The sequence below is a fragment of the Sporomusa sp. 246TCP1 genome, from assembly GCF_057319775.1.
Genome location: NZ_CM170492.1, coordinates 3250942 through 3268127 on the forward strand (window position 1 = coordinate 3250942; position 17186 = coordinate 3268127).

Consider the following 17186-nt stretch of genomic DNA (forward strand, 5'->3'; position numbering starts at 1 on the left):
TCCCCCCCTTTATTCATTCACAGGACCGAACAGCGCAGGCCGGTTCGTGTGCAGGTAATTAAATACTTGGGCCATCCTGTCAAAGGCTTCGTTACCTGTGGACTCAAGCTGGCCGTTTACCAGGCGGTGAGTAGTAACCTCACCCTTACTGCGAACCACCACTGCCTCGCCGGTTACTAAGAAGCCACTGTTTTGGCTATGGTCAAAGTCGTCACGCCGGCTAAATATGGTAAGTTTATCGGTAAATGGACGACCTTCCCATGGACAGAAGCTGGCACAGTTGCCACATTCGTTACAGAAGGCGTCCAGGTGGATAATCTGGTTATAGTTAACGAAACCATCGTCTACGCATACAGCCAGGTTAGCGCGGTTGGGGCAAACTTCCACACATTTGTTGCAAACATAGTTACACTCTAAACAGCGACTGAATTCTTGCTCACCTATAGCCACTTCGACTTTACCCGGACCTTCGGCAGTCAACAGGGAAGCTGTTGTCAGGCCAATTTTCCTGGCAGTTATTTCTTGGGCCTGCTTAGCTGCGGCTTTACCAGTCTTGTCGACTTTACCTGCAAAACCAGCTATTTCTTTTTGACAGATGGCATCAGCGGCTTTGCGGCCTTCGGCAATACACTTTACGATAGAAGAAGCGCCTTGACGGGCATCACCGGCTAAGTACACATTTTCCTGATTTGTTACTTGCTGACCTTGGGTGGTAATCCCCAGTTTGGCAAGCAACCCTGTATTGATATCTTCACCAATTGCGATGATGATGGTATCGGCTGTAAAGGTCTTATACTCACCGGTAGGTTCCGGCTGACGCCGGCCGCTGGCATCCGGTCTGCCAAGCTGCATAACCTGACAGACAAGATTACCCTGGTCATCTATTTTTTCCGGGTTAACCAGGAAATCAAACTCAACCTTGTCAGCAACCGCCAGGTTGTATTCAACGCGGTCGGCAGGCATTTCGTTGATAGAACGGCGATATACAATAGCACTTGTTTCCACACCTTTTATCCGCAACGCTGTACGGCTGGCATCCATCGCCGTATTACCGGCACCAATGGTCACAACGGTTTTACCTAAGTGCAAAGCAATCACGTCTTTATTATACTGAGCCAGGAATTTCAATGCCGGAATGATTTGTGGCGTTTTCCCACCTTCGACTTTAAAGTTGAAGGGTTTTTCGGCGCCTGCACCTACAGCTACGATTACATACTTATAGCCTTTTTGTTTCAGGTCTGCCGGGGTAAGGTCCGGGCTGGAGTTAAAGACAAACTCAACTCCATGTTCTTTGATAAAGTTGATATCACCCGCAATGGTTTCGCGACTAATACGGAAATTAGGAATAACATGCTGCACAGTCCCGCCGGCACTTGCGCGGGTTTCGTATACTGTCACACTAAAGCCGTGGCGAACTAAAAAGTAAGCTGAGGCCAAACCAGCCGGGCCTGCACCCATAACAGCAACCTTGATGCCATTTTTACTTTGCGGTAATTTATAGTATTTGCGGTATTCACCCCAGCCTTGTTCAACAGCCAGCCGCTTAACTTCGCGAATATGCACACAGCCCTCATAATCCAAACGGGTACAATTATGCTGACAGACATGATCACAGATGGTGCCTGTAATGCCAGGCAAGGCATTCTTTTCATACATGAGCGCCAAGGCCTCGGCATAGCGTTTTTGGCCGACAAGTCGAATGTATTCAGGAATATCCTGGTTAATAGGACAAGCCGTTTTACAAGGGGCTACAGCACAGTCATATAGCGGCAGCGGGCTCTTGATAGCAGCTTTTGCATAGCCACGAAAATCTTTTTGCGAGTAATCGGCAGTCAGGGCTTTTTGGGCTAATGCCTGCAGTTTAGCAACATCAATTTGGTCATATTCCCAGCCCGCAGCTGTTTCCAGTTTGGCGGCAATAGCAGCCATCCGGGCATAACCGCCTGGTTTGAGCATTTCAGTAGCCATGGTTATAGGCTTAATCCCGGTAGCAAATACAGCTACTACATTGTGTTCAGTAATACCACCGGAGAATGAAATGAGCATTTGTCCATTGAACTCTGCCGATATTTTTGCAGCCAGGTTGACAGATAGCGGGAATAAGGCCCGGCCTGACATGTACATTTCACCACCAGGCAGTTTTCCTTTAAAGTTTACTGCTCCCAGCGTGTTCGTCAGCTTAACGCCAAAGAAGCGACCATGCTCGTTCGCCAGCTTTTTCAGCCTTGTCAACATGGGGATAGCGTCCTTGTATTGCAAGTCATGGTCAAAAGCTTCTGCCGACAACTCAACATATCCAAATCCGGTACTATCAAGGATAGAACGCACGCCTTGATAAGTCAGCAGTGTCGGATTAAGTTTAACATACATACCAATCTTCTTTTCGGTCAGCATATATACGCAAATTCTCTCAATTTCAGCAGGCGGACAGCCGTGCATAGTGGACAGGGTAATCGACTGACAGACATTGCCCGAAATGCGTTTAGATAAACCTTTGAGCACAGGCAGACGGTCTTCTAACCCTGTGCCTTTAAGGAAACTGCCATCAGCAATGAGGTCTTCTACTTCTGCCAGACATTGGTTAAAGTACGGATGTTTAGAAGCATCCATCAAGTTGTTCAGATAGGCGTCCATACGCGGCGACTGGATACCTTCCAGGTTGTAGCCTGCGCTCATATTGAAGATAAAGGAGCGTTTGCCGCTTTTACTAAGTCCCAGCGTTTCTTCGATAACATGTAGTAACACCCAGGCTTTGATATACTCTTCATAGGCTTTTTCTACTGTGTATTCGCTTGACCACTCGGTGTTAAAGCCTTCATCCTCGGCATCAATACAAGGTTTGGCAACAGGCGGCTCCTGTTCCTGCACTGTCTTGAGTTCAATAAAGCGGGCACCAGCCAGGTAGGAAACAGCAATGTTCTGGGCTAATTGGGTGTGAGGACCGGCAGCCGGGCCTACGGCTGTCTCAATGGTTTCACCAAACAGCGAAAAGGTTTTATTGCTTTGCTTATGAAAAAAATGGCTGGCCGGATAGCCGAAGATAGCACACTCTGCCGCGTATTCCTCGAAAACCCGCGCAATAAGTGTAAGCAGGGGAACAGGTCTCATCAAGTCGCCCATTATTTATTCCTCCCAGTTATTTAATTTATTTTTGCGGCTATATGGTGTATGGGCAAGCGGCAGTTCTAGGCGTACTTTGCCGTCCAGCCGGAGATAAGCACCGGCAACGGCCGGAGCAGTGGGGACGGAAGTAATTTCTCCTACACCTTTGGCACCATACGCCAATTCGGCTTGGTTCTTTTCTACGATTATACTTTCTATATCAGGAATACTGCTGGCCCGGAGCAAACCTAGTGTTCCGAATTTGACCTGCGGTATGCCAGCCTTAAGTGGTAAGTTTTCGGTCAAAGCATAGCCTAAGCCCATGACCACGCCGCCTTCAATTTGGCCCTCAACCCCCAGCGGGTTAATGGCTTTGCCAACATCATGGGCGGCAACTACTTTGACTAGCCTGCCGGCGTCATCAAGAATAACTACCTGACTGGCGTAACCATAAGCAACATGGCTGACCGGATTTGGTTTGTCACAGCCCATAGGATCAGTTACCCCAGAGTATTCTCCATAAAATTCGCAGCCTTCCAGTTCAGACAGTGAGGCTGTTGCCAACGCCTCCTGGAGCTTAAGCGCTGCCTGGCGAGTGGCCTCGCCGGTGAATACTGTCTGCCGGGAGGCTGTGGTGGTGCCGGAATCAGGAGTTAGGTAGGTGTCAGGCTCAACAGCCAGGATTTTAGAGGATTCTAGTCCTGTTGTCTCAGATAAAATTTGGGTCATTACGGTGACTAATCCCTGTCCTATGCAGGCAGCACCGGTAAGAATAACGACTGTGCCGTTTTCGATTTTTAGCTTGACCCGACCAATGTCAGGCAGGCCGACACCTATGCCGGCGTTTTTCATAGCGCAGGCCAGACCGGCGTAGGGACTGGATTCAAACGCTGCCTTAACAGCTAGCAGCGTTTCTTTGAGAGCCGTACCCTGGTCGGCAATTTGGCCATTGGGCAGTATCTTGCCTGGTTCAATAGCATTGCGCCAGCGTATCTCCCATTGGGAAATACCCACTTTTTCTGCCAGCATGTTGATATTATTCTCCATGGGAAAACAGGACTGCGTTACACCGAAACCCCGGAAAGCCCCGGCTGGCGGATTATTGGTATAGACGCCTAAACCAACAATATCCACATTGGGGATTTGGTAGGGTCCGGCGGCGTGGGTACAGGCCCGTTGCAATACCGGTCCGCCGAGCGAGGCATAAGCTCCGGTATCGGCAATAAGTTCAGCTTTCATGGCAGTAATGATCCCATTTTCATCACAGGCGGTCGTAAATTCCATTTCCATGGCATGACGCTTAGGATGAACATTAATACTTTCCTGCCGGTTCAGCGTATTTTTGACCGGTTTTTTAGAGTGCCAGGCGAGTAAGGCGGCATGATGTTGTACCGATAGATCTTCTTTGCCGCCAAAGCCACCACCCACCATTTTACTGATAATGCGTACTTCATTTTCTTCTACACCCAGAAGCGAGACAATGCCATGGTGATCATCATATACATTCTGACTGGCAGTGTACACCATTAAAGTACCGTCAATATTGGGGACTGCCAGAGCGCTCTCTGGTTCGAGAAAAGCATGTTCAGTAGCCGGAGTGGTGTAACGCTGGGTTACAACATATTGGGCCTTAGCAATGGCTTCCTCGACATTACCACGTTTAAGTACTGTTCTGGCTAATAGATTACCTTTAGGGTGAAGCTGGGGGGCATCGTCTGCCAGCGCTTGGCGGGGCACAAGCAGCGGGGTTAGTTCTTCATAGTCTACCTGTATTAATTTAACAGCCTCTTGGGCTATTTTTTTGCTTGTGGCAGCGACAGCGGCTAGTGCATCGCCAATATAGCGGGTTTCTTCCCCTTCAGCGATAAAGGCCGGCCAGTCGGGAATAATATGACCCTGGTTACGGCGTCCGGGAATGTCTTTAGCAGTAATTACGGCTTCGACACCAGGCAGTGCCTGAGCAGCTGTCGTATCAATTTTTTTTATGAAGGCGCGGGCGCTGGGTGCGCGAAGAATAGCAGCGTACAGCATACCGTCCACAATCATATCATCAACATATTCGGCAGTACCTAATGTTTTAGCTTTAGCATCGACCCGCGGCATTCTGTCGCCTACTTTGTAAGTAATATCATCTGACGGCGTGAACCCTTCACGCAGAGCTTTGGCCGCCTTCAGCACAGCTTGTTCAATTTTAACATAACCGGTACAGCGGCAGATATTGCCGTGCAGCGCTCTTTTTACTTCGTCACAAGTAGGATCAGGGGTTTTATCAAGTAAAGCTTTCGCACTGATAACCATGCCGGGAATACAGAAACCGCACTGTACAGCGCCTGCTGTGGCAAACGCCCAGCTATAGATGTCTTTTTCCTGGTTAGACAAGCCTTCAACCGTCAACACTATCTTGCCGCTGATTTTGGCGGTTGTTAACACACAGGCCCGCGTAGCCTTGCCGTCCAGCAGCACCATACAAGCCCCGCAGGCCCCTTCGGCGCAACCGTTTTTTACGGAAGTGAGGCGGGCATAGTCTCTTAAATACTCTAACAGATTTATATCGTGACCAACATCGACCTGCTGGCCGTTCAGTACGAAATTATACACACTCATCCCTCCTGATTAAGGAAAGGCCATGCTTATCTGCCACCCATTAATAATGTCATAACGGCTTTAGCTGTATGCAAACGATTTTCAGCTTCATCATATACGACAGAATGCGGTCCATCGATAACCGAATCCTCGACTTCGTTGTTGCGGTCAGCCGGCAATGCATGCATATACAGCACATTTTTGTCGGTTGTAGCCATTTTGGCCTCAGTGCACTTCCAGGATTTTTGAGCTTTTAGCTTGTCATCCACTACCGCTACCGCACCGGAAGCAGCCACACCGGTTTGGTCTGTTACCCAGTTGCCCCAGTTTTTCGGAATAACGATATGCGCGCCTTCGTAGGCCTCAGCTTCATTATCGGTAACAGTAACGCTGCCGCCGTATTTTTCTGCATTTGCTTTAGCCTGGGCAATCACCCAGTCAGGTAGTTCCCAGCCTTTGGGATGCGCCAGCACGACGTCCATACCATAGCGAGGGAACAGTAGCACTTGCGATACAGGTACAGATATCGGTTTTTTGTGGCTTTCAGCATAAGCCCAGATGATAGATACTTTTACCCGTTTTAAGTCGCCGATTTTTTCTTTCATGGTCATAAGATCAGCCAAAGCCTGGAACGGATGATACAAATCGCATTGCAGGTTCATGATGGGTTTTGTAGACCATTTAGCCATTTCGGTAAGGTATTTGTTGCCATAACCCCAGTTGCAATACCGGCAGGCAATGGCATGGCCGAAGCGGGACAGGATGATAGCTGTGTCTTTGGCACTTTCGCCATGCGCGATTTGCATACTGCTGGAATCCAAAAATCCAGCATGGCCGCCTAATTGGGCAAAACCGGCTTCCATCGAATTTCTGGTACGGGTAGATTGTTCAAAGAACATAAGAAACATGGATTGATGTAATAAATAAGGAGTTGGCGTTCCCATGGCAAATTTTTTCTTTAGATCTAACGAAACCTCCAACATGGTATCTACTTCTTCTTTGGTGAAATCTTCCAGGTTAATAAAATGTCTTCCTCTAAATATAGTTTGCATTGTCATTTCCCCCAATATTTTCATTTTTTATAGCTGACCAAGTTACTATACTAAGTTTTCCGTGCGCTCAGTCATTTTGTCTGCATATTCGTTAACATACATCAGCGGAATGGCCGCATACATGGCCGCACAGTCTACCAGCTCCTTTTTCCAGGTGCGTTCGTTAGGCGCATGGGCTTGATCTTCGTGACCGGGACCAAAACCGATACAAGGAATACCAAAGCGCCCCATAATGGAAACACCGTTAGTAGAGAAGGTCCACTTGTCGACTTCGGGATCTTTTTTGAATAAACCTTTATAGCTATCCACTAAGGTATTGCATACAGGATGCTCATTTTCGATAAGCCAGGTCGGGAAATAGCACTCAGTCGGATAGACTAAACCAGTATAAGCCGGTCTCTCATAGGTGTACATGCTTACTTCAGCATTAGCGGCTTTTACGGAAGGCAGATTCTTAATCTGCTGCAAAGCATATTCGCCGGTTTCGCCGGCTGTTAACCGCCTGTCAATGGAAATCCAACAGCTATCGGCTACGGCACAGCGCGAAGGCGAAGTGTGAAAGATTTCCGAAACTGTCAGGCTGCCTTTTCCCAGGAAGCCATCATCGATTAAATTTTCATGTAGTGCTTTTAAATCGCTTAAAATAGGACCCATTTTATAGATAGCATTATCACCCCGTTCCGGTGCTGAACCATGACAGCTTACCCCGGTTGTTTTAACCTGAATTTCCATCCGGCCGCGTTGTCCCCGGTAGATTTTGCCATCTGTTGGTTCGGTGCTTATCACAAATTCAGGACGCAGCTTATCTTCCTGGATAATATACTGCCAGCACAGGCCGTCACAGTCTTCTTCCTGTACGGAACCAACCACTACCAGGGTATAGTCGTCTTCTAAGCCAAGATCTTTGATGATTTTTCCGGCATATACCATGGAAGCCATACCGCCTTCCTGGTCGCTGGCACCCCGGCCAATGATGATTTCCTCATCTTCATATCCTTTATAAGGATCATACTTCCAGTTTTCCTGGTTGCCAATCCCTACTGTATCGATATGAGCATCCATAGCGATAAGATGCTTACCATGACCGATGTAGCCGAGGATATTGCCCATCAGGTCAATTTCCACTTTATCAAAGCCTACTTTTTCCATTTCTTCTTTTATCCGAAAAACGATTTTTTCTTCCTGGCAGCTTTCGCTGGGAATAGCAATCATGTCGCGTAAAAATTTACTGATTTCGGGTTCATACTTTTTGGCAAGTTCCACTATTTGTTCAAATTTTATTTTCAAAATATTAGCCCCTTTCACTTGTTTGCTTATATTTTATCCTCCCTGACATTTGGAAGGAGAGGGAGGTCTTATCTAGCTGGAACAGGATATTCTCCATTCCAGGTAATACTGCGATATTTCAGCGGGTCGGTATCGCCTTCGGTGCTGAACAGGAGGACTCTTGAATTTTCGTTTAACCCTAGTTTAGCTTTGGCTTCCGCCATATCCGGGTTAGTCATAAGCTCTGCCACCAGCCCGGCAGTAACAGCTCCCGATTCACCGGAAATCACTCTGGCATCTTTGCCTAACGGATTACCTAGCAGCCGCATTCCCTTTGCTGCCACCCAGTCAGGACAGGAAGCAAACATATAGCTGTAATCCCTAAGCACATTCCAGGCAATTGTATTAGGCTCACCACAGGCTAAACCAGCCATAATAGTGGTTAAATCCCCGCTAACAATTCTTGGCTTACCATCATTAGCCAAGGCCGCTTTATATAAACAATCGGCCTGATCGGATTCTACAATCACCGTTATTGGACGCTCATCTTTGCAGGCTGAAGCAAAAAAGCCCTGCACCGCACCGGCTAACGACCCTACCCCGGCCTGAACAAACACATGGGTTGGTTTTTCCACGCCTGTGGCCTGCATTTGTTCCAAAGCTTCCAAGGCCATGGTACCATAGCCCTGCATAATCCAGGCAGGAATCTCTTCATAGCCCTCCCAGGCAGTATCCTGAACAACCACCCAACCATACTTTTTAGCATTTTCTGTTGCCAGACGTACCGCATCATCATAGTTCAGATCTGTTATTGAAACCTCAGCGCCTTCAGCCCGGATATTTTCCAGCCGGGTAAGCGAAGATCCCTTCGGCATATATATCACAGATTTTTGCTTTAAGCGGTTAGCTGTCCAGGCAACGCCCCGGCCATGATTACCATCAGTAGCTGTAGTAAAAGTAATTTCTCCCAGTTGTTGGCGAATATCCGGCGATGTCAGCTGTGCATAGTCCAGCTCACTGATATCTTTACCCAGGCGCTGCGCTAAGTATTTGGCCATTGCATAAGAACCGCCCAGTACCTTGAAGGCCTTTAAGCCAAACCGATAGGATTCATCTTTTACATACACACCAGCTACGCCCAAGTAACCAGCCAGTTCCTTAAGCTGGCACAGTGGGGTTGTGCTGTATTCCGGGAAGCTTTTATGGAATTGCCTCACCTTGCCAATTTCCTGATAACTCAGAAAATCAATCACAGCCTTTTCTTGATTTTCCATCATTTGATTTTTAACCCATTTAATTTTCTGGTCCATTGCTAGTACCTCACTTCTGGTTTTTATGGATTCCGTCACTAATTATTTAAGCAAAAATCATGCCAGGTTTGGTATTCTAAAAAATTATTGTGCAATTGGTTCAGAGCGCCTTACATTTGGCATTAAATCTAGCAAAATTTAACTTCAACTATTTTTCTTCTCTTTATATTCTTGAAAAATCTGTCTATTATTCACTATAATTGTCTGATTTTTATTTATCAAAATGATAAATTTATCATTTTGATAATACATCGTGGTGAAACCTTGCTGTCGCCGTTCGCTATGAAAAAAGCGCGCTTTCCGGTTTTCGGTTTATTCTGTATTACGCCTACTATTTATCAAATTGATAAATAGTAAAATATAGGCTTACTACCCTTCGGGTGTCCGAAGATAGCAAACCTATATTTTACTTGCCATACCCGTGTTAGTAACGCTCACTACCAATAAAAAAACACAGGGACAGAAGATATGTTTCTTGAAACAATAACCCTGCCCCCTGAACAGGGGCAGGGGCAGGGGCAGGGGCAGGGGCAGGGGCAGGGGGACGGTTCTTTTGCTCCTATGCCTTAAGTACAAGGCTCTGACTAATACCTGCTACTCTTGCTATTTGCCGTTGTGTTACCCCTCTATATTTTTAATTTGCTGTATTATTTTATCTCGGCTAGCTTTTTCCATTGATTGCAATGCTCCTAGTGATTGTCCATTTAAAATAGCTTGTATTTCTTTGTATAAACATTCATCACTTATCTTTTTGTATCAAGAAATCTTTCATCACTATCTTGTTTTTCGAACTCTTGCCATCTTTGCAAGGCTATCTCTTCATTCTTGGCACATATCTCTAATATGAATCTCTTATTAATCATATCGGAATATTTATTTATGGCATTATATTCTCTACTACTACTCCACTTATAGTCTTCTGCTTTCAATATTAGTTTTGCTTTAACTGGATTGTTATGTATATACCTCAACACGCTATCAAATAGGCTTCATTTTCTATAGGCTCACTTTTGTATCGATCTTGAAATAAATGCCCTGCCCGCTCCTGTTTTTTATTACACCAGCCAGCGTAACTAACTCCTATGCGCTTCATGATTGCATCCAGGTTTTCTGTTTTTTCATGCAGCAGCAAATGGACATGATTACTCATTAGGCAATATCCATATATCTCAAATTTTCCAATATCCTTCGCGCGTTTGATTACTTCTAAATACCTTGTATAATCCTCCTCTTCATGAAATATATCCCGCCGGTTAATCCCCCTCACCATTACATGATAGATACCGCTACTGCTTTTCTTTCTTGCGCTCCTTGGCATCAATTTTCACTCCATTATCTTTTTCCTTTATTTTACCATCAAAAAAGAAAAGCAGCATCAGAAGAACGAAATCGCTCACGCGATGGCCTTGGTAGTCTCCCGTAAATAAAAATTTCATGAAAAATGTAAAAAGTACGCCCTTTTGTGGTATTGTTTAATCGCCAAACCAAACAAACCAGAAAGGAGGAACGTACTTTTTACTTTATGATTATACCATGTCCTAAGACTGAAATACATACGTTTTTTAACACAGCTAGAGCTCCTCCTGATGCCATGAATTGGCTTCACAAAACCAAAAATCAGGAGGTAGTATGTCTATGCAACAATATAAACAAGAGATTGAGCTATACTTTGAACTTAAAGGGACTCCGGAATCTTCACGGGAATCCTATTTGCGAAGAATCTTTGCCTTCATCAATTATATGCAAAATCAGCACAAATGCATGGAAAACGTTACAGATAGCGATATCCAACAATATATCCTCTATCTCAAAAAGGAAAAGGGTCTGTCAGCTGGAACCATTAATTGTTACATTTCCGCTGTGAAATTCTTTCATACCTGTATCATAGGTAAAGAGTGGAACCCCTTAAAAATTCCCCGTATGAAAAGAATACGTAAGTTTCCAGTCATCCCACCTAAGCAAGATGTGCTGGCAATATTAAATAAAGCTGCGAATCTAAAGCATAAAGCTATTTTAGCATTACTATACGGTAGTGGTCTCAGGGTCAGCGAAGTAGCTAAATTGAAGATTTGTGACATTTGTAGTAAAAGTATGCGCGTACGGGTAGAAAACGCCAAACATAATACAAATCGATACACCATCTTGTCAGAACTGGCCCTTGATGTATTGCGAAAGTACTTCCGGGCCTATTTTTCAAGCTACCAAATGGACGATTGGTTGTTTCCAGGACAACACAAAAGCGAGCACATTAACGTCAAGTCCATCAAAAATACCATGATTAAGCTGCGCAACCAGTTGCAAATAAAACAAAATATTTCTGCCCATACGCTTCGGCATTGTTTTGCTACACATGCCTTAGAGGATGGGGTCGATCCCGTGTTTATCCAGCAAATGCTGGGGCACAAAAATCTTCAGACTACAATGACATACCTGCATATGACATCGAAAAGCCTTATGGGCATTAAGAGCCCTCTTGATACTGGAAACAGCAACTCCAAATGACTACAGTACAGGATGTTTTCCTTAAGTTTTATCCCCAGTATGAAAAAAGCTATGCTCCATACATACAACAAGCCAAAGCCGCTAATGATATCATGCGCTGCAGGACAGCAGCTTTAGGTGGTCATACGTTTGAATGCGAAGAATGCGGCCATATAGTTGTTCGTTACAATTCATGCCGGAATCGGCACTGCCCTTTGTGTCAGGGTATTAATAAGGCAGTTTGGGTAGACGCAAGAAGCAAAGATATCCTCAATGCTCCTTACTTCCATGTGGTGTTTACTTTACCATCACAGCTTCAGCCATTGGTTTATCAAAACCAGGAATTGCTTTATGGCTTGCTGTATCAAGCGGTAGCCCAAACCCTGGCGGAACTTTCCCAAGATACCAAATATCTTGGCGCACAGATCGGCTTTTTTCCTTACTGCATACCTGGGGACAAGATTTGCACTATCATCCGCACATCCACACGGTGGTATTGGCAGGCGGACTAACAAAAAACAATCAATGGCAAAACAGCAGTAAGAAGTTCTTCCTTCCAGTAAAGGTGTTAGCTAAAAAGTTTCGGGGTAAGTTTCTTCACCACATCAAGCAATACTACCGCCAAAACTTGCTGATGTTTTATGGAGATGCCCAGAAATATCAACAGCCAAAATGTTTCCGGGAGTTACTCAAGCAGTGTTATGCCAAAAACTGGTACATTTACACGAAAAAGACTTTTTCCGGTCCACTCGCTGTTGTTCGATATTTGGGAAGGTACACGCACCGGATAGCCTTATCCAATACGCGCATTGTCGCCATGGATGAACATACGGTGACAATTACCGTAAGAGACTCTAACGACAACAACCAGACAAAAACGCTAACGCTCAGTGGCGTTGAATTCATCCGGCGATTTTTACTGCATGTACTTCCCAAAGGTTTTGTCAAAATCAGGCATTATGGACTCCTTGCCAACCGAAACAAAAAGACCAAGCTGGAACTAAGCAGAAAACTAACGTTAAGTCCAACCTACAAACCAAAATTTGAAGGTCTTACAACTGTTGAGATTCTATGCATTCTTGTAGGCAGAGATGTAACGATGTGTCCTGTATGTGGAAAAGGTAAATTACAGGCAAGCTATTCATTAGCCAAAGAGGCATCGCCTTAATGTTGCAAAAATTGAATAGATACTGCCAAGACCCGTTTGTGGGGAGGGGGAAGGTATGTCCAATCAAGACAAATGAAGCCCAATTTATTACAAATTAGCAAAGTAAAGCACAAAAAATGTACGAAAACAGAAAAAATTAACGATCAAAAACCAAGAGAAAAAGATTGAAATTCCATAGCTGGGCAGCCCGCGACTTCATTCTTCCCGGACAATCAAAAATTTTGCGCGTAGATAATTTTGTGGCTCAACTGACAGCCGGGAGCCGTTAGTTGAGCCTTTTTGCGCGCAAAACTTCCGATTGAAGTACCAGTAGGTAAGGGGCATCCTCGCACGCATTTTGCGCCGTTCGGACTCCCTTTTCCCCTGATTCACACACGGCGTGAAACTTTCGCTTCACCGCGCGTTCCATCAATATTTTATGGTTAGTCAACAACAACTTTTCTCTCATCCTGTTAAGCTTTTTCTCCGATTTTACAGGTAATTTCGGATGTACCGCAGTCCAGTGGATTCTTTCATGACACGTTTTACAAACACTCGCTAAATTTGGGACACGGTTAAGGTCTTTCAAAGACAAAGATGGTCGAATGCGGTGAAATTCCACATTTTCACTCCCAAGCTTTACTTTGCACACTCTACATGTCCCTTTATCCCGGTTAAATGCATACGCACAGTTTAAATGATACTCAAAGTTATACCCTAAACCGTTTGTTTGACTCGCAATTTTGCTCGCGTTGAGCAATTTGTCTTGGCGAAATAATCCCTTGGTCTTTCCTGTCCGTTGTTGATACCTCTCGCGCCCTTCCTGCGTGTATGGAGTTTCCTCTTGATTTTTCAGTTTGGTTTTTCGCCATTTGCAAAAGGCCAGAGAGGTAAGTCCAATTTTCTGTCCGTTTACTTCTAGCATCGGTATTTTTGTTGTATATTGACTATGCACCGATGATAAATTGTCAGTCTGATTCGCAGGAATCGACCGACCACCAATTTTCTTCATTTCACGGCGGGCAAGGTACATAAGATTCCAAGAATGTTTGTTTATATCCGTTGTGATTTGAGTCGCCTTGTCATAGTAATTGATGATTCCCCGAATTTGACTGTTTAGCAGATGGATGTGCTTTATTGTCTGTTCTGGCGTCCCTTGTTTACTTATCTGCCGTATGGGTTCGCGTAGGCTGTTTATTTTGTCTTTAAGCCGTAAGGGATTGGGTCTTGTTTTTGTCTTGTATCCTTTACGCGCCTTAGCGAACTTAATGACCTTGAAGGTAAACCCCAGGAATTCTATTGGTTTTTTCCTGACGTTCGTGATTCTTGTTTTTTCTTCTGATAGTGCCAGTTTATATTTGGACATAAATTCTGTCTGTAGGCGGAATTTCCACTTTTCTGCATTGGTTTTTGTGTTGGTGACAAGTACCCAGTCATCCGCATAGCGGATAACATACGCCGGTTTTAGTGCGCTACGCTCCCGTAAGGCTTGTAACTTACCATCCTTTCGCGTGTATGCATACCGGGTTTTCTTTTCTTCCCAGGCATTGGCAACTGACCAGTCGAATCGATTTAAATACACATTTGCCAGTAGCGGCGATATGATTCCGCCTTGCGCGGCTCCCATTAGATTTCGCTTAACTTCGCCCATAATTCCGGCTTTAAGCATTTGTTTAATTATCATCAAGACTCGTTTGTCCCTGATACCCATATGCCAAAGTTGTTTGATCAGCCGGGTATGATTTATGGTATCGAAATAAGCTTTTATATCTCCCTCGACGATCCAGTGGTATCCAGTTTTATGGACGATGTCTGCTATTCTTTCCAAAGCCATATGTGTGTCTCGGTAGGGTCGAAATCCATAAGAATGACTATAGAACTGAGCCTCGAGGATTGGTTCTATGACGATGCGAACACATTCTTGGATAATGCGGTCTGTAACAGCGGGTATTCCCAGCGGTCGAAGGCTTATTTTTCCCGGTTTGGGGATGTACACTCTGCGTATCATCCGAGGTTGGTACTGGCTAAAATGTTTCTGGATTGTATCGATAACTTGCTCATAGGGTAATTCAAGGATTTGCCGCATGGTTTCGTTATCGGTTCCCGGCGTGTCAGCTCCACGGTTTGCTTTAATATTGTGGACTGCGGTTTGTATGGTAACCCCTGATATGATGATTTCCAGCAGACCGTTATGTTTTATAGCTTTTCTATCTTTTTTTGCTTTCTGGGTCTTTGTATACAACTGGTCAAGGTATTGATACAGTTCCTTTTCGTCGGCAGGAACTTTTAGGACGGGATAGTTAGATTGTTGTTCCAAGCATCAGCCTCCTCGTTTTCGATTTGGCCAGCTGGTTTCATGTCAGGTATGGCTCCACGCCTTCCCTAGCAGGTTGTGTTGACTTTCATATAAATATTGACTATGCCCCTTCACTCCATGGACATTACTCCATTTCATCATTACTACGGGCTGCCGCCCTCCAGATACAACGGGCATTTCCTCCCATTTCGAGTCATCTGCTTTTATCTGCATTAGCATTCTCGTCCGAAGTTCCACTGTTTCTTACATTCTAGCTTTACATAGTGACTTTAACCTCTTCCTTTGGCCCGCCAATCATCTTTTTGACCATTATCGGCGGTCGTAAGACTCCAAACCTCATTGGGTTATCATTGGGTTTGGAACAGGAATGAAAAAGGAATTTCCATTCCTGCGCTTGGACTCCACGAAGGGAGTAAATACCTTCAGTTAGGTATCTTGTTCTTTACGGGTCGTACATACGGAAGTTCCTGATGAGTAGGCATGATCACTTTATAGCCCCCGACTACTTCGCTAACCACTTCACAGGTCTGCTTTTCGCCGTCTTCACCGAGCTTCGTACCTCAGCAGGATAATCTACTTAAGTCACGTCGGAGTATTAGGGATGGTCTGCCGATATTCAGTCCATAGCAGGTAATGCTCCTGCCAATTTGAATGTAAAATTCGCTTTATGCGCCTGGTTTTATTGCTCATTTCTGCACAGGTTGTCCAGGAACAGTGCGCACCCCTTCCCGAACCGTCCCGTTGCTCCCAACGTCCCCTTGTATCTAAAAAAGAGAGGTCAACGGCATTTTATCCGTTGACCTTTTAACCTGTCCTAACCTTTTGCTTCCCACTTCCCATTAGGGCTCGATATGCCACATCTGTCATTCAGCGGCGCTAGGCTTCCGTAAATGGTCCAGCCTTTATATTAAATGATTTAAGCTTACAATCCCTTACTTTTAAACTTTTCTCCTGTAGATATAATCCAGTCTTCTATACTCTTATATACATAACTGTCGTAACCGCTTTTTTCTTCTTGTAAGTTATCAAGCATTTTTGAGAATATATCAGTATAAGAAGTTACTTGCGAATGTTGATTGCTGCCTTTATCAGCAGTATTGCCAACAAAAATTTGTGAAAGCTGTTTATTAACTCTGTCGGCAGTACTGCCAACAAAAATACTGTAATAATCCATTCCTGCCGCTTGAAAAAATCTTTCCATCAATGAGGTCTGAAATATATCGCCTGCTGTTGCTGTATCATATGTTCTTGCCGCTTCGCACCAAGCACTTTTTGCTTCGACAGAAGCATCTTTGGGCGGAACCCAAATAATATTTCCCTCTTCATCATTATTGAACATGAGCATTAAATCAGCAGGCTTAAATCCATCTTTAGCCATTTCTTTTGAATAAGAAAGCCATTCTTCTCTCATGTGTATTGGCGCGCCTATATTTGGAATTCTTCCTCCATTTCCATCGCATAAATAATGAAAATACTCTGCATCTTCGGCAGTAAGTTGTTGCTCAAAAGAATCCTTGGGAATAAATGGATGACCAAAATTATTATCCATATTATAAAGTGGTCTGTAAGTCACAGTTGGTATATACGGTTCTCTTGCCTGTTCAATCAAATCAACTTTTTTATTCGTATACACGTCTAGTACAGTGTCAAGTTGTGTATTTGATGCCATAAAGCTGTCAAAAAAATCAGAGTTTACCTTGTTGCTACTGTTACTGCTCGTTTTTGTTGTTTGTGGCACTGTAAAAACACTTCCCATATTAATAAATCTATTAGCATTAATATTTTGTACCATCTTGCTAAATTCACCTCCATATTATCTTCCTCAACCCTTCGTTGGCGTCAGTCAGCATACAGCCTACTATATTTTTACTAAATCAAAATTACCCCTTGGCAAATGCAACGGAAAAATCTCTGCTGTGCCTGGGATT

General features: G+C 44.6%; 9 protein-coding genes and 1 pseudogene. 2 read left to right on the forward strand and 8 right to left on the reverse strand.

Annotated features, from left to right (window positions below; all coding sequences use genetic code 11):
* Positions 1-9: 9 nt before the first annotated feature.
* From ygfK to AC1ECB_RS15495, 6 genes are all read right to left on the reverse strand, one after another.
* The gene (ygfK, locus tag AC1ECB_RS15470; RefSeq protein WP_485664608.1) at positions 10-3120 is read right to left on the reverse strand and encodes a putative selenate reductase subunit YgfK; all 3111 of its coding nucleotides are present in this window, start codon (positions 3118-3120) and stop codon (positions 10-12) included.
* A 3-nt stretch (positions 3121-3123) separates the two neighbouring features.
* Complete coding sequence (gene xdh / locus AC1ECB_RS15475; RefSeq protein ID WP_485664609.1) at positions 3124-5700, reverse strand: selenium-dependent xanthine dehydrogenase; 2577 nt, start codon at positions 5698-5700, stop codon at positions 3124-3126.
* Between the two features lie 32 nt (positions 5701-5732).
* The gene (locus tag AC1ECB_RS15480) at positions 5733-6737 is read right to left on the reverse strand and encodes an ornithine carbamoyltransferase (protein ID WP_485664610.1); all 1005 of its coding nucleotides are present in this window, start codon (positions 6735-6737) and stop codon (positions 5733-5735) included.
* Positions 6738-6782: 45 nt separating this feature from the next.
* A complete protein-coding gene (locus tag AC1ECB_RS15485; RefSeq protein WP_485664611.1) occupies positions 6783-8024 on the reverse strand; it encodes a YgeY family selenium metabolism-linked hydrolase in 1242 nt (413 codons plus the stop codon).
* A 68-nt stretch (positions 8025-8092) separates the two neighbouring features.
* On the reverse strand, positions 8093-9313 hold the full coding sequence (gene dpaL / locus AC1ECB_RS15490) for a diaminopropionate ammonia-lyase (protein ID WP_485664612.1): 1221 nt from the start codon (positions 9311-9313) through the stop codon (positions 8093-8095).
* A 967-nt stretch (positions 9314-10280) separates the two neighbouring features.
* Positions 10281-10631 (reverse strand): transposase, encoded by a 351-nt coding sequence (locus AC1ECB_RS15495; RefSeq protein WP_485664613.1) that lies wholly within the window; start codon positions 10629-10631, stop codon positions 10281-10283.
* 311 nt (positions 10632-10942) lie between these two features.
* Here AC1ECB_RS15495 and AC1ECB_RS15500 point away from each other — a divergent pair, with 311 nt between their 5' ends.
* Both AC1ECB_RS15500 and AC1ECB_RS15505 read left to right on the forward strand, forming a co-directional pair.
* Entirely contained in the window at positions 10943-11815 is an 873-nt protein-coding gene (locus AC1ECB_RS15500; protein ID WP_485664614.1) for a tyrosine-type recombinase/integrase, read from the forward strand.
* A pseudogene (locus AC1ECB_RS15505) lies at positions 11812-12962 on the forward strand (IS91 family transposase). The gene AC1ECB_RS15500 and the pseudogene AC1ECB_RS15505 overlap by 4 nt, the downstream one beginning before the upstream one ends.
* Before the next feature lie 265 nt (positions 12963-13227).
* Here AC1ECB_RS15505 and ltrA read toward each other — a convergent pair.
* Positions 13228-15258, reverse strand: coding sequence for a group II intron reverse transcriptase/maturase (gene ltrA / locus AC1ECB_RS15510; RefSeq protein WP_485664615.1), 2031 nt, complete (start codon positions 15256-15258; stop codon positions 13228-13230).
* Between the two features lie 922 nt (positions 15259-16180).
* Positions 16181-17050, reverse strand: a complete 870-nt coding sequence (locus tag AC1ECB_RS15515) for a hypothetical protein (protein ID WP_485664616.1) — start codon at positions 17048-17050, stop codon at positions 16181-16183.
* Between the last annotated feature and the right edge of the window lie 136 nt (positions 17051-17186).